We start from the raw sequence: 19,649 nt of genomic DNA on the forward strand, positions 1-19,649 counted from the left end.
AACGATTGAAATCATTTAGATACGGGTAACGGTAAAACCCTTATCTGTTAATTGCTTCAATAAGCCGTGTTGCTCTGGTAAGTGCAAAGCGCCCACTGCAATGAACAGCTTTTCTTTACCGATGCGAGTAGATAGTTGATTAACCCAATCGTTGTTACGGTCTATCAACATCACTTGCTCGCTTAGCTGACCATACTGAGAGTCATCAAAGCTTTCGTTATAAAACTGTGTAAGTGTTTTCATGTCTCCTGATTTCCAAGCCTTGATCAGGCCAAAAAAGTAGGTGTCTACATCTGCAAGTTGGTCGAACGTTTCTTCGATCATTTTGTCATTCATGATTGCTAAGTGCTCAAACATTTCCATTTGTCGTTCAAGAGTTTCTAGCTCACCAACAGAAATTTTATGTTCTTGAGCATAAGCAAGTACTTGCTTGTCTATGCCGTATTGATCTGAAAAACCAACGCTTTGGAACTCCATTTGCATCATGGTGACCATCACCGCCCACGGTGCTAAGTTCTTAAACATCGCAATATCAATTGATTTATCCGCAAAGTACTTTTGCAGTTTTGCATAGTTTTCTGGTGATAATTCTGATTGTAAGGTTTTGCCATTTTTCAGCATCATAAATGGTAATGAGCGACGCTGCATTTCCATCGGTGAAATAGCGCTGATATCCACCTCAACAATGACTTTATCTGAGTTATCGAGTGCTTTTTTTACCTTGCTCGGTAAGCCTTTCATGCTGTTGTCACCCACATGTACGGTACCAAATAAATATGAAGCAACGCCGTTCTTTTCTACTTTCCATAATCCCGGCTCGGCAAGTGCATGTTGGCTAAAACCAAGCAGTAGCACCATAAAAAACAGGGCATTTATACGTTGGACGAATTTCATAACTTTCCTTTTCATTACGTGGTTATTTTCAATACTAAACTAATTTTTTAAAGAGGCGTTAAATTAAATCGGCTTTAAGCAGAAAAAATTACATTTAATTGCCAAAAATTAATCAATCATAGAATGGCAGATAAAGAGGTATGAAATTTCAATATTTAGCAAATAGCGAAAAATAAATCTTATTAATGGTGAGGTTTAGATATTTATTTCTATAAAGTCGTTTTTTTGCTTGTTTTTTGAATTGAATTTTATGTTGACTTAACGCCCCCAGCGCGGTACTAATAGAAAAAGACAGCGGGATGGCTAGATTTCCGCTACAAATGAACAGAATTTGGTTACAGATAAATGCTTACAAACAAACTTTCTCTAATTCTAATTAACGTCGTGGTGATTATTATTACCGCGGGGGCTAGTTAGTGCTTAGAGAAAAGTGAAGCATTTAAAAAGCCCCCCGCACTTAACAGTCCGGGGGGCTTTTTTGTTTTAAGGTTTGAGTCGCAGCAAATACACAATGTCACTGAGGAATGAGGATTTACGATGACAGGCGCAGAGTTAACAATCGATTTATTAGCCAAACATGGCGTTAAGGATGTTTTTGGTTACCCAGGCGGTGCCATCATGCCTATTTACGACGCCTTGTACGGTGCGCCAGTCAAACATTATTTGACGCGTCATGAGCAAGGAGCGGGTTTTGCAGCAGTGGGGTTTGCCCGCAGCACAGGTAAGTTAGGTGTGTGTTTTGCAACATCAGGCCCTGGTGCAACCAACTTAATAACCGCTCTTGCTGATGCAATGATGGATTCAGTGCCGTTACTTGCCATCACAGGGCAAGTACCTACCGCCGCAATAGGCTCCGACGCCTTTCAGGAAGTGGACGTGTTAGGTATGTCGTTATCATGTACTAAACATAGTTACATGGTTGAAAGAGCAGAAGATTTAGCCGAAATCCTACAAGAAGCCATCCACTTAGCGCAAAGCGGCCGCCCAGGTCCTGTGTTAGTTGATATCCCGAAAGACATCCAAATGGCACAAGTGCCATTCCACCCTTGGTTAGCTGCCGAAGATCATTTACCAAAATTAGACCCTAACCAAGTTGCAATAGCTAATCAAATCTTAAGTGAAGCTCAGCGCCCTGTGGCGTATATCGGTGGTGGTGTACAAGCTGCTGATGCACAAAACGAGCTTATGCAGTTTTTAGAAAAAACACATATGCCTGCGGTATCAACGTTGAAAGCGTTAGGCAGTGTATTACCTGATTATGAATATGATTTGGGTATGCTAGGTATGCATGGCGGTAAAGCAGCTAACTTAGCAGTGCAAGAGTGTGATGTTTTGGTTTGTATCGGTGCCCGTTTTGACGACCGTGTTACTGGCAATTTAAGCAAGTTTGCCGCAAAAGCAAAAGTGATACACCTTGATATCGACGCAGCAGAGGTTGGTAAGCGTAAGCCTGCAAAAGCGTCATTAGTCGCAGATTTAAAAACGTCATTACCGCAACTTGATTGTTTTGTAACACCTGATGAATGGTTAACGCATATCGAAAGCATGATGAAAGAGCATGCATGGCGTTATGACTATCCAGGCGAGAAAGTATTTGCCCCATATTTATTAAACCAACTAAGCCAAAAAATGCCAGCAACGGGTGTTGTGTGCTGTGATGTGGGTCAGCACCAAATGTGGGTGGCGCAGCACATGAAGTTTAGCCACCCAAGCAATCATTTAAGTAGTGGTGGTGCAGGTACCATGGGCTTTGGTTTACCGGCCGCTATCGGCGCTCAAGTTGCTCGTCCAAATGATTTTGTGATCACGGTGTCGGGTGATGGCTCAATCATGATGAACATTCAAGAACTGGCTACAATTCGCCGTAACAATCTGCCAGTTAAAATTCTAATCTTAGATAACCAGCGCTTAGGCATGGTACGTCAATGGCAGCAGCTATTTTTTGAAGGTCGTTATTCTGAAACAAACCTTTCAGATAATCCTGATTTCGTGCAGTTAGCAGCGGTGTTTGGCATTCCAGGTCAAACCATCACTAAAGCAGATGAAGTCGATGCTGCGGTTGATGCGTTAGTTAATAGTGAAGGTCCATACATTCTGCATGCCTGTATTGATGATAAAGAAAATGTATGGCCGCTTGTACCACCGGGTGCAGCTAATGATGAAATGATGACGGAGACAGTAAAATGAAACACACCCTAACGATTGCACTAAAGAATCAAAGTGTCGCTGTAGAGCGCTTTTTACGCGTTGCACGTCATCGCGGCTTTGACCTAACAACCATGAATTTAGAAATGGCTGATGAAGCGTTTCACGTCACCATGACGGTAGACAGCGATAAGCCAATTTATCTACTAACATCACAATTGAATAAATTGGTTGATGTTAAACACGTTAATGTTGAAAACCAATTTCAACAACAAGCAATCTAGTAAAAAATCAACAGGTAACTAGAGCAGTCAGAGTGATGCTTTAGTGAGAAATAAATTAGGAATGAGGAAGTCAGTGGCATGCCACTGCAACAACTGAGGTAATTATGGCTAAATTAAGAAGTGCAACAACAACAGAAGGTCGCAAACGTGCAGGGGCGCGTGCTTTGTGGCGTGCAACAGGGATGACAGATAAAGACTTCGGTAAGCCAATTATCGCTGTTGTTAACTCATATACTCAGTTTGTACCGGGTCATGTTCACCTTAACCAACTTAGTGAGCTGATGGCTGAAACCATCACCGAAGCCGGTGGTGTACCAAAAGAATTTAATACTATTGCGATCGACGATGGTATCGCAATGGGTCACGGCGGCATGCTGTATTCACTACCATCGCGTGACTTAATTGCTGACTCAGTGGAATACATGGTTAATGCACACTGTGCTGATGCCATGATCTGTATTTCTAACTGCGACAAAATCACCCCAGGGATGATGCTAGCTGCACTGCGTTTAAATATTCCGGTTATTTTCGTATCAGGTGGTCCAATGGAAGCGGGTAAAACACGCCTTGCTGATATCGACATTAAACTTGATTTAGTGGATGCCATGGTGAAAGGCGCTGATACCACAGTAAGCGATGAAGACTCTGAAAAAGTAGAGCGCTCTGCGTGTCCTACTTGTGGTTCGTGTTCGGGTATGTTTACTGCCAACTCAATGAACTGCTTATTAGAAGCGATTGGTTTAGCGCTGCCGGGTAACGGTACCACACTTGCTACGCATAAAGACCGTAAACAACTTTACGTTGAAGCAGGTGCGCGCATTGTTGATTTATGCCGTGAGTATTATCAAAAAGATAATGCAGCAGTATTACCACGTGCTATTGCTAATCGCACTGCCTTTATGAATGCAATGGTAGTTGATATTGCTATGGGTGGTTCATCAAATACGGTTTTACACTTATTAGCTGCCGCGCAAGAAGCGGGTGTCGATTTTGACATGTCGCACATCGATGAGCTTTCCCGTAAAACTCCTTTCCTTTGTAAAGTGGCACCCGCAACCAATAAATATCACATTGAAGATGTGCATCGCGCTGGTGGCATGATGGCAATTATCCGTGAGTTAGGTAAAGCAGGCCTTGTTGATTTATCTGTTGATCACGTTGCAGGCCACAGTATGGCTGAAATGGTGGCTAAATGGGATGCCACCGATCCTAATAATGAAGTAGCGCAAAAATTCTATAAAGCAGGCCCTGCAGGTATCCGCACTACAAAAGCAATGAGCCAAGAATGCCGCTGGCCAGAACTTGATAATGACCGTGAAAACGGCTGTATCCGCAGTGTTGAAAATGCCTTTCGTCAAGATGGTGGCTTAGCTGTACTATCAGGTAACTTAGCCCTTGATGGCTGTATTGTTAAAAGTGCCGGCGTAGTTGAAGAAATGCTGCATTTTGAAGGCCCTGCGGTTGTATACGAATCACAAGATGATTCGGTAGAGGGTATTCTTAACGGCGAAGTGAAAGCCGGTGACGTTGTTGTAATTCGTTACGAAGGACCAAAAGGCGGCCCAGGCATGCAAGAAATGCTGTATCCAACGAGTTACTTAAAATCAATGGGCTTAGGTGAAAAGTGTGCGCTTATCACCGATGGTCGTTTCTCGGGTGGTACATCGGGTTTATCAATAGGTCACGTTTCACCAGAAGCAGCAAGTGGTGGTGCAATCGCCTATGTTGAAAATGGCGATAAAATAGTAATTGATATTGCAACCCGCGAAATCACTTTAGCGCTGTCAGATGAAGAGCTTGAAGCACGTAAACAAAAGCAACTTGCACGTGGTAAAGACGCTTATAAACCACTTGATCGTGACCGCTATGTTTCATCTGCACTTAAAGCCTATGCATTACTTGCAACCAGTGCAGACAAAGGAGCTGTTCGCGATTTAGCAAAACTTGAGGAGCTTAGTTAATTATGGTTTCTCAAGAGCTCGATTATTTTCGCGCTATCATCCAAGCGAACATGGAGCCGCTTGCAAAAGTCACTGAGGTCAGCGAAATGGCTGATCTTAGTGCACGGTTAGGCAACCATGTGTGGTTAAAGCGTGAAGACCAACAACCGGTTTATTCATTTAAGCTTCGTGGTGCTTTTCATAAACTGAGCAAGTTGCCAAAAGGGTCTGATGTGATCACAGCCTCAGCGGGTAACCATGCGCAAGGGGTTGCACTCAGTGCCTCATTTTTAGGGCATAACGCAACGATTGTGATGCCAGTTACAACACCAGAAATTAAAGTGAATGCAGTACGTTCACTCGGTGGTGAAGTGGTATTACACGGCCATCATTTTGATGCGGCAAAAGCCCATGCTTTAGAACTGACAGAGCAGCGTAACGGGGTGTTTGTGCCACCGTTTGATGATCCTGATGTGATTGTTGGCCAAGGTACCGTTGCCCGTGAATTAATGCAGCAATTGAACGACCTCGATGCTGTTTTTATTCCTGTTGGCGGTGGTGGTTTACTTGCAGGCATGGCGGTGTACATTAAGTCGTTACGTCCTGATATCAAAGTCATTGGTGTTGAAGCTGACGAGAGTGCTTGCCTAAAAGCAGCGCTTGAAGCGGGCAAGCCCGTTGAGCTTGACCGTGTTGGCAGCTTTGCTGATGGTGTAGCCGTAAAAGTTATTGGCACCGAAACGTTTCGTTTAGCGCAAAAGTTTTGTGATGAAGTGGTCACTGTAACGGGCGATGAAATCTGCGCCGCAATGCAAGATATCTTTGTTTCGACTCGTGCGATAGCAGAACCTTCAGGGGCGCTATCAACAGCAGGGCTGAAAAAATGGTGCCAACAAAATGGTGTTAAAGGCTTAAACGTTGCTGCAATTTTATCGGGTGCAAACTTAAACTTTGACCGCTTACGTTATGTTGCAGAGCGGACTGCTCTTGGTGAAAAGAACGAAGCACTCCTTGCTGTGACCATAAAAGAAGAAAAGGGTAGCTTTAAGCAGTTTTGTAATTCACTAGGTGGCAGAGCTATCACCGAGTTTAATTACCGTTACGCAGGCCCCGGCGAAGCACAAATTTTTGTTGGTATTGCATTAAGGCAAGGGCAGCAAGAGCTTGATGAATTAAAAGCGGCACTGACAGAAAACGACTACACGTTTTGCGATCTATCAGATAACGAGCTGGCTAAATTGCATATTCGTTATATGGTGGGTGGTAAAGCGCCTGCTCAACTTCATGAGCGTTTACTACGCTTTGAGTTTCCTGAATACCCAGGCGCACTGGCGCGATTCTTAGATACCCTTGGTAGTAATTGGAATATCACTTTATTCCATTATCGTAATCATGGTGGAGCGATTGGTAATGTGCTGGCGGCCTTTGCTATTGAACCGAGTGATTATGAGGTATTCAATGAGCATTTGAACCGTTTGGGATACAACGTTCAAGATGAAACGAACAATCCATGTTTCACCCAGTTCTTAACTAGCCAAGGTCAAGAATTAAGTGAGGTTAAAGCGGCAAATCAGTAGCTTAATATAATCAAGGCTGCTAATTAGTAGCCTTGTTTTTTTGTCTATTTTTCCTATAGTTATTGCACGGTTCTCAATCAAGGATGATGCGTGCAAGGAATGAAAAGTCTACTAGGGTTAATCTGTCTAATGCTCTCTATGAGCGCACAGAGCGTTGATAACGTTAGCTTACAATTAAAATGGACTCACCAGTTTCAATTTGCAGGTTATTATATGGCTGCAGAAAAAGGCTTTTACAAGGAAGCGGGCCTTAATGTTGCTATTATACCTGCCGACCCAAATGACCCTGATACCTTTCCTAAAGTGTTAAACGGCCAAGCCGACTTTGCCATTACTCACTCAGGCATATTACAAAAACGCCAGCAAGGCGCATCGGTTGTTGCCCTTGGAGCCATTCTGCAGTTTTCGCCTTACTGCTGGATGGTAAAGAATAACTCAGATATTTTTCAGCCCAGAGACTTTGTTGGAAAGAAACTCAGCAAAGTTAGCTCACTAGAAAATGCAGAACTCTTGGTCATGTTACAGCGTGCTGGATTGAGCCAAGAAAGCTTGATGGCAGCTAGCCAAGAAGGCGGCGTTAAAGAGTGGCTTGCCGGTGATTTAGATGCGGTGCAAGTGTATGTCACCAATGAGCCTTACAGCATGACTCTTAGAGGGGTTGGCTATCGACTCATTTGCCCGCAAAAGTTCGGCTTGAATGTGTATGGTGATATTTTATATACCTCTGAGCAGTTTTTAGCGAAGAAGCCTGAGGTTGTAGAGCGTTTTTACCGCGCGAGCCTAAAAGGGTGGCGGTATGCTTTATTGCACTTAGAAGAAAGCATCGATGTGACCAAGCAGCACTATGCTAAACATAAAAGCGTACAGGAGCTGGCTTATGAAGCACATGTTTTGGCAAGCTATATTCAACCTCCAGGGATTAAGTTAGGCAATATGTCGATGGCAAAATGGCGTTTAATTGCAGATCTATATGGCATCGAGCAAGCTGATTTTGATCAGGCTTTTGATGGCTTTATGTATGATCAGCAGCAAGCTGAAGCTATTGAGCTGTCGTGGATGTTGATCCTCGCCATCATTTTAAGTATTGCGTGTGTGCCATTGTACAGTCGCTTGATCAGCAGTAACCGACGTTAAATAAGATAAAAGCTGTTATACTGCTCTTTATTTCTTGTCGCTAAGTAGTTATGACACTTGCCGAGCACTTTGCAGCTTTAGATGCACTGCTATTTTCAACCCGCCAATACTGGCAATGTACCGCATTTGATTTTGATGATCTTCCTTGGCCTGAATTAGCCAACTTATTATGGGCGCTTGATGACCAACAAGTGAGTGAACTTGATGCCGATCAGCAAGCTTTATATCGTTATTTTACTGAGGCAATAGAGGGTATCGACCAGTTGGCTGAGTTGTGTAATTTGCCTGCTATAAGTGCTGCCCGTAATGAATTTCCATTTTGGATAAGTAATGGCATTAAGGGCCGTAAGTTTGAACAACTACAAGACTTTGTCGCGGCCATTAGTCAGCAGTCATTAAACCAGCCTGTTTTAGAATGGTGTGCAGGTAAAGGGCATTTAGGTCGTATGTTGGCATTTAATGGGGCACCACGTGTCCATAGCATTGAGCTACAACAACACTTGTGCGATCAAGGTCAACACAGTGCTAAGCAACAGCAATTGGCGATGCAGTTTTCACAAGCTGATGTATTAACCGATGACACAGATGGCTTTTTTGAAAGCCAGCAGCATGCAGTTGCATTGCATGCCTGTGGTCGTTTGCATCAAACATTTATGCAGCAAGCAAGTAAAGCGAAAACCCAGCAAATTAGTTTTTCACCGTGCTGTTATCATTTATTCACTGATAACGCTTATCAAGCAATGAGCGAGCCCGTAAAAAAAAGCCAACTTGCGCTTACTCATCGCGATTTAAAACTGGCGCTGCAAGAAACGGTAACCGCACCGAGCCGAGTTGATAAGGTCAGAAAAACAGAGGTTGAATGGCGTCTTGGATTTGATGCGTTACGTAAATCACTGACCGGTGAAATGCACTATGTGAGTGTACCGTCAGTGAACAAAGCGATCTTCTCTGATTCGTTTAACTCATTTTGTTTATGGGCTGCTGAGAAAAAATCATTACATTTGCCTGAAGGCATTGATTACAATAAGTTTTTAGAGATAGGTAAAAAGCGCAAAAGGGTCACCGAGCGAGTTGAACTCGTCCGACATGTGTTCAGAAGGGCAATTGAAGTTTGGCTCGTGCTCGATCGTGCTTTATATTTGCAACAACAAGGGTATCAAGTAACAGTTAGTACGTTTTGCGAAAAGCAGCTGACACCAAGGAATATCTTGATCCAAGCTAATTATTAAAAACCGTAAAGAGGCGCAATGAGAAAGTTAAAAAATTTATTCGAAAATAATAGACGTTGGGCAGCGCGTACGAGTGAAAATGATCCTGAGTTTTTTAAAATTCTATCAATGCAGCAAAATCCAGAGTATTTGTGGATCGGTTGTTCTGACTCGCGTGTACCTGCAAACGAAATTGTAGACTTATTACCGGGTGAGCTATTTGTTCACCGTAACGTAGCAAATGTCGTTGTGCATACTGACCATAACTGTCTTTCGGTAATGCAATACGCTGTTGAAGTGCTGAAAGTGAAGCACATCATGGTCGTTGGTCACTATGGCTGTGGTGGTGTTCAAGCAGTATTAAACGAAGCGCGTTTTGGCTTAATTGATAACTGGCTACGCCATGTAGGTGATGTAAAAGAAAAACACATCGAACAACTCAATGCATTACCTGAGCAAGAGCGTTTAAATAGCTTAATTGAACTAAACGTTATCGAACAAGTACGTAACGTGTGCCGTACTAACATTGTGCAAGATGCTTGGGCGAAAGGCCAAGATTTAACAATTCATGGTTGGGTGTATGGCTTAGCAAATGGTCATCTTAATGATCTAGAGTCGGTTGTGACCTGTGCAGAAGAAGCTAGTGATACCTACGGTATTGCCGTTAAGCGCGTATTTGAACGCGTGGCAGAAAAAAGCTAAAACTAGCTAGTTAGAAAAAAGGAGAGCTAATTCGCTCTCCTTTTTTATTGTTCGTCTTGTTTGCTAGCAAGTTGCTGCTCAAGTAATGCAACTTTCTCTTCAAGCTCAGTGAGTTTTTCTCGAGTACGAATAAGTACTTGGCTTTGAATATCAAACTCATCACGGCTTACAAAGTCCATCTCAGCAAGTTTGTTTTGAATAGCTTGCTTTGTTTTGCCTTCAACTGTTTCGGCAAGGTTTTTCACGCCTTGAGGCATGTTGTCAGTAATTTGCTTAGCGATTTCTTCAAGTTTTGCTGGGTTGATCATCTTCGTCCCTTGAGTCACGTAAAAAAACAATCTTACCTTATTGGCTAGGCGTAGTGTAGTGATTACGGTAAAATTGCCCGTCCTGTCTTTGGATAATTTCTTTAGGGGCTTATGAAACTCAACCCAAAACAAGATGAAGCGGTAAAGTATATCAGTGGACCGTGTCTGGTATTAGCCGGTGCGGGCTCTGGTAAAACGCGTGTTATTACTAATAAAATCGCTTACTTGGTGCAAAAGTGTGAGTATCAAGCGCGCAATATTGCGGCGGTAACTTTTACCAATAAAGCGGCAAAAGAAATGCGCGAGCGTGTAACGCAAACACTGGGTAAACAAGAGTCGAAAGGCTTATGGGTTTCAACGTTTCATACCCTTGGGCTTGAGATCATCAAAAAAGAGTTAACGACGCTAGGGTTTAAACCCGGTTTTTCGTTGTTTGATGATCAAGATACCAACCAGTTACTAGCCGAGCTGACCGAAGAAGAACTAAAAAAAGACAAAGACTTACTCAACCTACTAAAAATGCAAATAGGTAACTGGAAGAACGAATTGATTCTGCCAGAGCGTGCTGTTCGCGAAGCCCGTGAGCCACAAAAAGCCTTATTTGCTCAGCTGTATGCGCGTTATCAAAATCAACTACGTGCTTATAATGCCCTTGATTTTGATGATCTGATCATGATCCCTACTTTATTGTTAGGCCAAAATGCTACTGCGCGTGAGCGTTGGCAGCAGCGTTTTCGTTACCTACTGGTGGATGAGTATCAAGATACCAACACCAGTCAGTATCAGTTGGTTAAGTTATTGGTGGGTGAACGAGCTCGTTTTACAGTGGTAGGTGATGATGACCAATCAATTTACTCATGGCGCGGTGCTAAGCCTCAAAACCTTGTACTATTGAGTAAAGATTTTCCGGGCTTACGTTTAATTAAGCTTGAACAAAACTACCGAAGCGCAGGGCGAATTCTAAAAGCGGCGAATATTTTGATCGCCAATAACCCTCATGAGTTTGATAAAAAGCTATTCAGTGAACTTGGTTATGGTGAGCCAATCAAAGTGATTGGTTGTCGTGATGAAGAGCATGAATCAGAGCGAGTGGTGGCAGAGATCATTTCTCATAAATTCATGAAACGCACCAGCTACAAAGATTACGCGATTTTATACCGTGGTAACCATCAAGCGCGCGTGTTTGAAAAAGCACTTATGAGCAACCGCATTCCCTATAAGATCAGTGGCGGCATGTCGTTTTTCTCGCGTTCAGAAATTAAAGATATCATGGCGTATTTACGCTTATTGGTGAACCAAGATGATGACAATGCCTTTTTACGTATTGTAAATACGCCACGCCGTGAGATTGGTACGGTCACACTCGAAAAACTTGGCACCCTTGCTAATGAAAAGCATATCAGCTTATTTGCAGCCTGTTTTGAACCTGAACTTGCTCACCGATTAAAAGGCCGTGGTTTTAATGCCTTAGCTGGCTTTGCTCGCTGGGTGGTTGAGCTTTCTGATAATGCGGTACGCGGCGATACCCTTGAGGCTGTGAAAGAGTTAGTTAGACAAATTAACTACGAAGCATACCTTTATGAGTCATCACCAAGTGCAAAAGCTGCTGAAATGCGCATGAAGAACGTTTCAGAGCTTTATCGTTGGATCACTGACATGCTAACAGGGGACGCAGACAACCCGCCGCTGAACCTTGCTGAGGTGGTTAGTAAACTGACTTTACGTGACATGCTTGAACGCAACGAAGAGGAAGACGAATCTGATGCGGTACAATTACTGACACTGCATGCTTCAAAAGGTTTGGAGTATCCGTATGTGTTCATGGTTGGCATGGAAGAGGGGTTACTACCACACCAAGTAAGTATCGATGAAGATAACGTTGAAGAAGAGCGTCGTCTTGCTTATGTAGGTATAACCCGTGCTCAACAAGAGTTGGTAATGACTTATGCTAAGTTACGTCGTCAATTTGGTGAAACGTCAGATACTGAGCTCAGTCGCTTTGTGCAGGAGTTACCACAAGATGACTTAGCCTTTGAAGCGAAAAAGCCACCGTCTTCACAGGCTGAGCGTATGGAAAAAGGCCAAGCCCGTGTAGCTAATCTAAGAGCGATGCTTAAGAAGTAATTATTTGTGCGCTTGGTGTTTCGTATTCGAAGGGCGCCAGCGCATGCTGTTTACCAATAAACAACGACAACCCGTGCTTATCGAGTAACGTGCGGTAGTTAAAAATCGACGGTCCTTTCGCGATTACTTTGATATTTTGCAGCTTAGTAATCGCCAGTACACCTTGCAGTTGTAAGTGATAGTTTTCTTGCTGTAATACGCGCTTGCTAAATGTTGAACTTAATAACAAGTAATCGAATTGAAACTCAGTCAGTAAGTTTAACTCACAGCGATCTTTAGCAAATTCATTCAACCCAATCGAAAATCCTTGTGCGACCAAGTTTTTTAAATTTTCAATTTGTACCGCTGATGCGTAACGAATTTCTTGTTCGTTGAATAACAGACACATTCTATTCGCATCGTGGGCTTTTAATAGCTTACATAGTGCTTGAAAATTAATACGTTCAAGGACTAAGCCAGAGCAAGGGAACAATACTTTTTCTTTCTTACTGTCACTTACTAAGCTGAATGCTTGTTTTAGTAAGTTAAGTTCAACCTCAAAGTGCTGTACTCTATCGGTCGCAAACTTCTTAAGTACTTCAAAGCTGGTGCTGCCAAGTACTGGGTGTTCACCAAATGCTTCGAGTAAAGACTCTGCGCGAGTTTGCTCATCCAAGGTAATGATTTCGGCACTTCTAAAGTGCATAGGCAAGTCATCTAAGTGATGCATATTGTCAGCATCATGTTGCACATTACTGGCATTAAGCAGCGGATGGAAACATTCAAAGCGATTACGGCCTGCATTTTTAGCGTAATACATGGCGGCGTCGGCATCACGTATAATTTCATCGGTGTGCTTGTAGCTTGGTTTTGAGTAAGTAATACCAATACTGGCACCACTTTGAATGCATTGACCCTTCATACAGAAAGGTTTTCTCATTATTTCGATGATACGTTTGGCAACATCTTGAGCTTGCTGTTGCTCAGTTAAGTGAGTGAGCAATACCACAAACTCATCACCACCTAAACGTGCAAGTAAATCATGCTCACGGATACAATGCGAGAAAGATTCAGCAACACCAATTAAAAATTGATCGCCTGCTTGGTGACCAAGGTGATCGTTGATGTCTTTAAATTTATCAAGGTCAATAAATAACACTGCAAACTGCTGCTCTGGATAGCGCTGATAATGCTGCAATGTTTTTTCTAACTGTGTTAGGAATAAACTGCGATTAGGTAAACTGGTTAATGAGTCATGATGTGCATCGTGGTACAGCTGTTGTTCTATTTTTTTACGCTCTTCAATTTGCATCTGTAAGTGCAGGTTTGCTTGGCGTAACTCTTTCGTTTTCTCTGCAACTCTGTTTTCCAGCTTTTGATGATTTAGCTTTAACTCTTGATTTGCTAAATGGGTTTGAATGACGTTGGCTATTTGATGCGATACAAAGGTAATTAACTCACAGTCATCTTGCGTGAATTCGTGTTTATTATTATACGCTTGGCAAACTATTAGACCAATGACACCTTGCGATGTTTTAAGTGGTGCACCTAACCAGCTAGTTGCTGTTCGTTCAGCCGGGACGTCTACGGGCCTTTCAACAACGCCTAACTTAATTAGATTATTTGCTTTGTCAATATCGATGACTTGGCATTCTTCAGAGCTTAAAACAAGTTCACTAAAACCTTTTGCAAAAGGTCTCGGCCTGCCTGTGTCATTATATTCATCGACACAGTACGGAAAACTTAACCAGTGAGTTTGCTCATCATAAAGGGCAATATATAGGTTGTCTGCATAGGTAATGGTTTTAATAATTTCGTGAACATGTTTATAAACGTCGTCAAGATTTTCACTTAAGGTTGCCAGCTCTGATATTTTAAAAAGGATCTGTTGACGCTCTAACGCTTTTTTACGTTGCTGTATTTCTTCATTGAGAGCTTGATTACTTTGTGTCAGTGCACGAGTGCGAATTTTAACTTCTGATTCGAGCAGTTCACGTTTCTTAACTCGTTCGATGGCCGTTGCCAAATAAAGTGACATTACTTCTAGCAACTCAATTTGTTGCTCAGAATAACTCAGGTCTTTTTCATAGCTTTGCGCGACCATCACTCCAATTATTGACTTATCGCGGTATACAGGAACTCCAACCCAATGCTCGGCAGGTGTGCCAAAGCATTTGAGTAAGCCTTGTTCAACCGCTAGCTCTGTTTGTTGTTTGGTAAAGTAGCTGGTTTTACCTTGCTTAAATACGTAACCTGTCAGGCCTTCTTTAAAGTACTGCTCATACTTCAATGGCACAGAGAGGCCATCTTTTTCGTCGGCAAAATAAGATAACTCAAGGTTATCGTAAACAGGGTTATGCAAAACCACGAAGAAGTTTTTACTTGGAATATAGTCTTGCAGGATGTTGTGGATAGCAGGGTAAAGCAAGGTTAATTCGGCAACAGTACTCGCTTGCTCTGATAATTGTAAAAGAGCATGTTGCAAGTGATGTGATTGCTTATACTTTTGTAAAAGCGATTTTAAGCGAACATTTTTACGTGCAAGCTTATCAAAGTGTGTTGCTGAATCTTCCAATGATTTAGAACTCATTTTATTATTGTTTAAATATCGTCCTTAATAGTTCCACTTTTTTATTAGATCGTCAAGTAACAGCTGTTAACAAATTAGTAATTTATTATGGTCATATTTGGCTACAGAGCTAGCCTCGCGCCCTGATAAAGACATAAAAAAAGGGCTTATAAAAATAAGCCCTTAGTATTAGATTTGAAACTGTTACTTGCTAGTCATGAAATCGATAGCAGCGCTGATCTCTTCATCAGAGCAGTCCATACACGTACCTTTAGGAGGCATCGCGTTGAAACCATTGATTGCATGGTCAAGTAAAGTGTCCATGCCTTTAGCAATACGAGGAGCCCAATCATCAGCTGATTTAGGTGCGCCTAGTGCACCAGTGCCGTGACAAGCAAAGCATGCTGCTTGGTAAACTTGTTCACCAGAACGAGGGCCTGTAGGTTCAGCAGCGACTGCAGCTTTATCACCTTCTAGATAGACAGAACCAATTGGCGCTAGACGCTTTTTGATAGCATCTTCAGTCAAAGAGTTGTCATACGCTTGTGCATATGCCGTTGTTGCTAGCAGTAATAATGCAGCTGATAGTTTTTTCATTTTGCCTTGCTCACTTCGATTTGAACGTGATCAATCACGATATATATGACGGAAATTAGAACGATTATAACGCTAAGCCACAATTTATAAAATGATCTAAAAGGCTTTTTCTTGAGAAAAACCGTCATTTTTTTGCGTTAGCGCAAGAAAAGCCAGCATAAAATACTGGCTCTTAGCTTGATGCTTAAGCAAGCTCTAATACTTTGTTAACTAATTTTTCGATACCCGCATCTGCATCTAAAATGCTTTGGGCCAACATATAGGCTGGGGTAGTGACCACTTTATGTTGTTGATCAACAACGATATCGTTCACAGCACAGCTTTGGTGTGCTCCACCAAGTTGTTCTATAGCTGCAGCGGTCTTTGCATCGCTCCCAATGGTTGTTTTTACACCTTTACCATAAATAAGCGGCAGCATGGCAGGCGCAATACATATATAACCAGCTGCTTTGTTGGCATCGACAAAGGCCTTCGCTGTTGTCAGTACATCACCTTGAACTTGTGCATCAGCACCTTTTACTGCAAAGTCGGATAGGTTTTTCGCGGCCCCAAAGCCACCTGGTACGATCAAGGCATCGAACTCATCTACATTTAGCTCAGTGAGCGCTTTAATTTCACCGCGGGCAATACGTGCAGCTTCAACTAGCACATTACGATTAGGTGTCATTTCTTCACCTGTTAGGTGATTAACGGTGTGCATTTGTTCGATATCGGGTGCGAAGCATTCATAGCTCGCGCCTGCTTTAGCGATATGTAATAAGGTTAACACGGCTTCATTGATTTCTGCGCCGTCGTAAACACCGCAACCAGCTAAAATTACAGCAACTTTTTTCATTTTTTGAACTCTCCTTAATGCGACTAGCTTAAGTTTAACAAGGATACGAGCATGGCGACAAAATAAAAAATTTTCGTCGCTTGATAACTCGCAAAGCATGATGAATAGCTGTTTATGCCTTTTTATAAATTACTAACGAAAAAAAAAGTATAAAGGATCGCTATGATCTTTGATCCATTATGCTAGAATACTCCTCCGGTTATGAAAAGGGATGTTAATTCGGTATCGAATAAGCAAAAGGTTATCGCTACTAAAACCGTTTTCCACATCGGACAAAAATAATAAAAAAAGAACGCCGTAATATCTTTTTTAAATAAAAACATAAGCTTATCTAATTTTCCTAAATGTTTTTTCATTTTGGGAGAATTAACTGTGTCTGTTATCTACAAAGTTATCCACAGCTTGCTCTGTCATAAAGCTTTATTGGTTAATAATTCACAGTCGTTTTCTTCATGACCTTATGGCATGCTTACAAACAATTTAATGTTATTCAATTAGGATCCAATTTCACCATGGCTCAGATCCCTGAAAATCCACTTATTCTTGTAGATGGTTCTTCTTATTTATTCCGTGCATACCATTCGCCACCGCACCTTACTAACTCAAAAGGTGAAGCGACAGGCGCAATCTATGGCGTAGTTAATATGCTTAAGAGTTTGATCAAGCAATATGATCCATCGCACATGGTGGTGGTATTTGATGCCAAGGGTAAAACCTTCAGAAATGATATGTACAGCGAATATAAAGCGAATCGTCCGCCAATGCCGGATGACTTACGCACACAGATCGCACCACTGCATAACATTATTAAAGCAATGGGTTTTCCGCTGATTAGTATTGAAGGTGTTGAAGCTGACGATGTTATCGGTACGTTTGCGCGAATAGCCTCAGAGCAGCAGCGTCATGTGCTGATCTCGACTGGGGATAAAGATATGGCGCAGCTTGTTAATGAGCATGTTACGCTGATCAATACCATGACAGATAGCATTTCAGATCCAGAAACCGTGGTTGAGAAGTTTGGCGTTGGTCCTGAATTGATCATTGATTACCTTGCCCTAATGGGTGACAAAGTCGATAACATCCCAGGTGTTGATGGCTGTGGTCCAAAAACAGCGGTGAAGTGGCTGCAAAAATATGGATCATTACAAGGTGTCATTGATCATGCAGGTGAAATAAAAGGCAAGATTGGTGAAAAGCTTGCTACAGCACTTGATCATTTGCCACTTAGCTATGAGTTAGCAACAATTAAGTGTGATGTTGAGGTTGAGTCAGATCTTGAAAGCTTTAAGCTGCAAGAGCCTAATCGTGACGAATTGATTGCACTTTATGGTGAGTGTGAGTTCCGCCGTTGGTTAGCTGAGCTACTTGATAACCCTAAAGACGCTGACACGCATTTAGATGTGCCAACTGAAGCTAACGAACTACCAAAAGTTGCTGATGCACACTACGAAACAATCTTAACTGAAGAGCAACTTGATACCTTAGTGGCGCAGTTAAATGACGCCGAATTGTTTGCTTTTGATACTGAAACAACCAGCCTTGATTATATGCAAGCGCAATTGGTTGGTATGAGCTTTGCGGTTAAAGCCGGTGAAGCGGCTTACCTTCCGGTTGGTCACGATTACCCAGATGCGCCTGAGCAATTAAGCTTAGAAACCGTAATGGCAAAAATTGGCCCAATCTTAGCTGACGAAAACAAAGCGAAAGTGGGGCAAAACCTTAAGTATGATAAAAGCGTGTTAGCTAACGCAGGTTTTGAATTAAAAGGCATTAAATACGACACCATGCTGGAGTCGTATGTATTTAATAGTGTAGGCAGCCGCCATGATATGGACTCGTTGGCACTGAAATACCTTGGTCACAAAAATATCAGCTTTGAAGATATTGCCGGTAAAGGTAAGAAGCAGTTAACGTTTAATCAAATTGAGCTAGAAAAAGCGGCGCCTTATGCTGCTGAAGATGCCGATATAACGCTACGTCTTCATCAAGTATTATGGCCAAAAATTGATGCTGATAGCCACTTAAAATCGGTATTCGAAGAGATTGAGTTACCACTTGTCACAGTGCTTTCTGATATTGAGCGTACTGGTGTTGCAATTGATAGCAACATGCTAGCAGCTCATAGCCAACGTTTAGGTGAACGCCTGTTAGAGCTTGAGCAAGAAGCTTATGATATTGCAGGTGAAAAATTTAACTTAGGCTCACCTAAGCAACTGCAAGCTATTTTGTTTGAAAAACTTGAGCTGCCTGTTATCAAGAAAACACCTAAGGGTGCACCTTCGACAGCAGAAGAGGTGTTACAAGAACTTGCTCATGATTATCCGTTACCAAAAGTGATTATTGAGCACCGTGGTTTATCTAAACTTAAATCAACCTACACAGATAAACTTCCGCTAATGGTTGATGAGCGCACTAAGCGAGTGCATACCTCTTACCATCAAGCTGTAACAGCAACAGGTCGTTTAAGTTCAACGGATCCTAACTTACAGAATATTCCAATTCGTTCAGAAGAAGGCCGTCGAATTCGTGAAGCCTTTATTGCTGCACCTGGCCATAAAATTGTGGCTGCCGATTACAGCCAAATTGAATTACGTATCATGGCGCATTTATCTCAAGATAAAGGCCTATTAACTGCCTTTGCGAATGGTTTAGATGTTCACAGTGCAACAGCGGCAGAAGTCTTCGGGGTTAGCCTTGAAGAGGTTACCAGCGATATGCGCCGTAAAGCTAAAGCGGTTAACTTCGGTTTAATTTATGGCATGTCGGCGTTTGGTTTATCACGTCAATTAGATGTACCACGTCATGAAGCACAGCATTATATTGATAAATACTTCGAGCGTTTCCCTGGCGTACTTGAGTACATGGAAACAACCCGTGAAAAAGCAGCTGATAAAGGGTATGTAGAAACGATTTTTGGCCGCCGCTTACATTTACCTGAAATCAATGCCCGTAACGGTGCTCGTCGTAAAGCCGCTGAGCGTGCTGCGATCAACGCACCAATGCAAGGGACTGCTGCAGATATCATCAAAAAAGCGATGCTAAAAGTTCATCAATGGGTGAACGCACAAGCTGCAGGTTCAGTTAAGCTGCTCATGCAAGTGCACGATGAATTAGTGTTCGAAATTAAAGAAGAATCTGTGGACGACTATAAAGCTGAAATTTGTAAGTTAATGTCAGAAGCCGCTACTCTTGATGTGCCTCTGATTGTTGAAGCCGACAGCGGTGACAACTGGCAACAAGCTCACTAATATCTAAACTAAGAGCCACCGATATAACAATTCGAGTGGCTCGGTCTGATTAGTTAAGGAGTGGTCGGTAGCTCCTATCATCCCCATAGCTTGATGTGAAATTGC

General features: G+C 42.3%; 14 protein-coding genes. 9 read left to right on the forward strand and 5 right to left on the reverse strand.

All coding sequences use genetic code 11. From position 1 onward, the window contains the following. Window positions 1-15: 15 nt before the first annotated feature. Entirely contained in the window at window positions 16-894 is an 879-nt protein-coding gene (locus L1266_RS17345; protein WP_235378001.1) for a TraB/GumN family protein, read from the reverse strand. A 537-nt stretch (window positions 895-1,431) separates the two neighbouring features. Between L1266_RS17345 and ilvG the strand changes: the two genes are divergently transcribed. From ilvG to can, 7 genes are all read left to right on the forward strand, one after another. Further along, on the forward strand, window positions 1,432-3,081 hold the full coding sequence (gene ilvG / locus L1266_RS17350) for an acetolactate synthase 2 catalytic subunit (protein ID WP_054554109.1): 1,650 nt from the start codon (window positions 1,432-1,434) through the stop codon (window positions 3,079-3,081). Next, a complete protein-coding gene (ilvM, locus tag L1266_RS17355; RefSeq protein ID WP_054554110.1) occupies window positions 3,078-3,323 on the forward strand; it encodes an acetolactate synthase 2 small subunit in 246 nt (81 codons plus the stop codon). Before ilvG ends, ilvM begins: the two co-directional genes overlap by 4 nt. Window positions 3,324-3,427: 104 nt before the next feature. Continuing rightward, window positions 3,428-5,284, forward strand: a complete 1,857-nt coding sequence (gene ilvD / locus L1266_RS17360) for a dihydroxy-acid dehydratase (RefSeq protein WP_054554111.1) — start codon at window positions 3,428-3,430, stop codon at window positions 5,282-5,284. Between the two features lie 2 nt (window positions 5,285-5,286). Then, a complete protein-coding gene (gene ilvA / locus L1266_RS17365; RefSeq protein WP_138601184.1) occupies window positions 5,287-6,840 on the forward strand; it encodes a threonine ammonia-lyase, biosynthetic in 1,554 nt (517 codons plus the stop codon). 138 nt (window positions 6,841-6,978) lie between these two features. Next, window positions 6,979-7,974 carry an ABC transporter substrate-binding protein gene (locus tag L1266_RS17370; RefSeq protein WP_235378002.1) on the forward strand — a complete coding sequence of 332 codons (996 nt, stop codon included), beginning with the start codon at window positions 6,979-6,981 and terminating at the stop codon, window positions 7,972-7,974. 50 nt (window positions 7,975-8,024) lie between these two features. After that, window positions 8,025-9,203: a methyltransferase gene (locus L1266_RS17375; protein WP_054554113.1), complete on the forward strand. Its 1,179-nt coding sequence runs from the start codon at window positions 8,025-8,027 to the stop codon at window positions 9,201-9,203. An 18-nt stretch (window positions 9,204-9,221) separates the two neighbouring features. Then, window positions 9,222-9,884: a carbonate dehydratase gene (gene can / locus L1266_RS17380; protein ID WP_054554114.1), complete on the forward strand. Its 663-nt coding sequence runs from the start codon at window positions 9,222-9,224 to the stop codon at window positions 9,882-9,884. A 44-nt stretch (window positions 9,885-9,928) separates the two neighbouring features. Here the strand turns inward: can and ubiK are convergent, their stop codons facing one another. Then, the gene (gene ubiK / locus L1266_RS17385) at window positions 9,929-10,192 is read right to left on the reverse strand and encodes a ubiquinone biosynthesis accessory factor UbiK (RefSeq protein WP_054561163.1); all 264 of its coding nucleotides are present in this window, start codon (window positions 10,190-10,192) and stop codon (window positions 9,929-9,931) included. Between the two features lie 111 nt (window positions 10,193-10,303). On the opposite strand from ubiK, the gene rep reads away from it, so the two are divergent. Next, entirely contained in the window at window positions 10,304-12,316 is a 2,013-nt protein-coding gene (gene rep, locus L1266_RS17390; protein ID WP_054554116.1) for a DNA helicase Rep, read from the forward strand. On the opposite strand, the gene L1266_RS17395 is transcribed toward rep, so the two are convergent. The 3 genes from L1266_RS17395 to elbB form a co-directional block, all read right to left on the reverse strand. Further along, complete coding sequence (locus L1266_RS17395) at window positions 12,306-14,885, reverse strand: bifunctional diguanylate cyclase/phosphodiesterase (protein WP_054554117.1); 2,580 nt, start codon at window positions 14,883-14,885, stop codon at window positions 12,306-12,308. The two genes, rep and L1266_RS17395, sit on opposite strands and share 11 nt — an antisense overlap. Before the next feature lie 183 nt (window positions 14,886-15,068). After that, window positions 15,069-15,461, reverse strand: coding sequence for a c-type cytochrome (locus tag L1266_RS17400; RefSeq protein ID WP_054554118.1), 393 nt, complete (start codon window positions 15,459-15,461; stop codon window positions 15,069-15,071). Window positions 15,462-15,645: 184 nt separating this feature from the next. Beyond that, a complete protein-coding gene (gene elbB, locus L1266_RS17405) occupies window positions 15,646-16,296 on the reverse strand; it encodes an isoprenoid biosynthesis glyoxalase ElbB (RefSeq protein WP_235378003.1) in 651 nt (216 codons plus the stop codon). Window positions 16,297-16,808: 512 nt separating this feature from the next. Between elbB and polA the strand changes: the two genes are divergently transcribed. Beyond that, on the forward strand, window positions 16,809-19,544 hold the full coding sequence (gene polA, locus L1266_RS17410) for a DNA polymerase I (RefSeq protein ID WP_235373547.1): 2,736 nt from the start codon (window positions 16,809-16,811) through the stop codon (window positions 19,542-19,544). Window positions 19,545-19,649: the final 105 nt, after the last annotated feature.

The sequence above is a fragment of the Pseudoalteromonas sp. Cn5-37 genome (assembly GCF_021532495.1).
Lineage (GTDB): Bacteria > Pseudomonadota > Gammaproteobacteria > Enterobacterales > Alteromonadaceae > Pseudoalteromonas > Pseudoalteromonas simplex.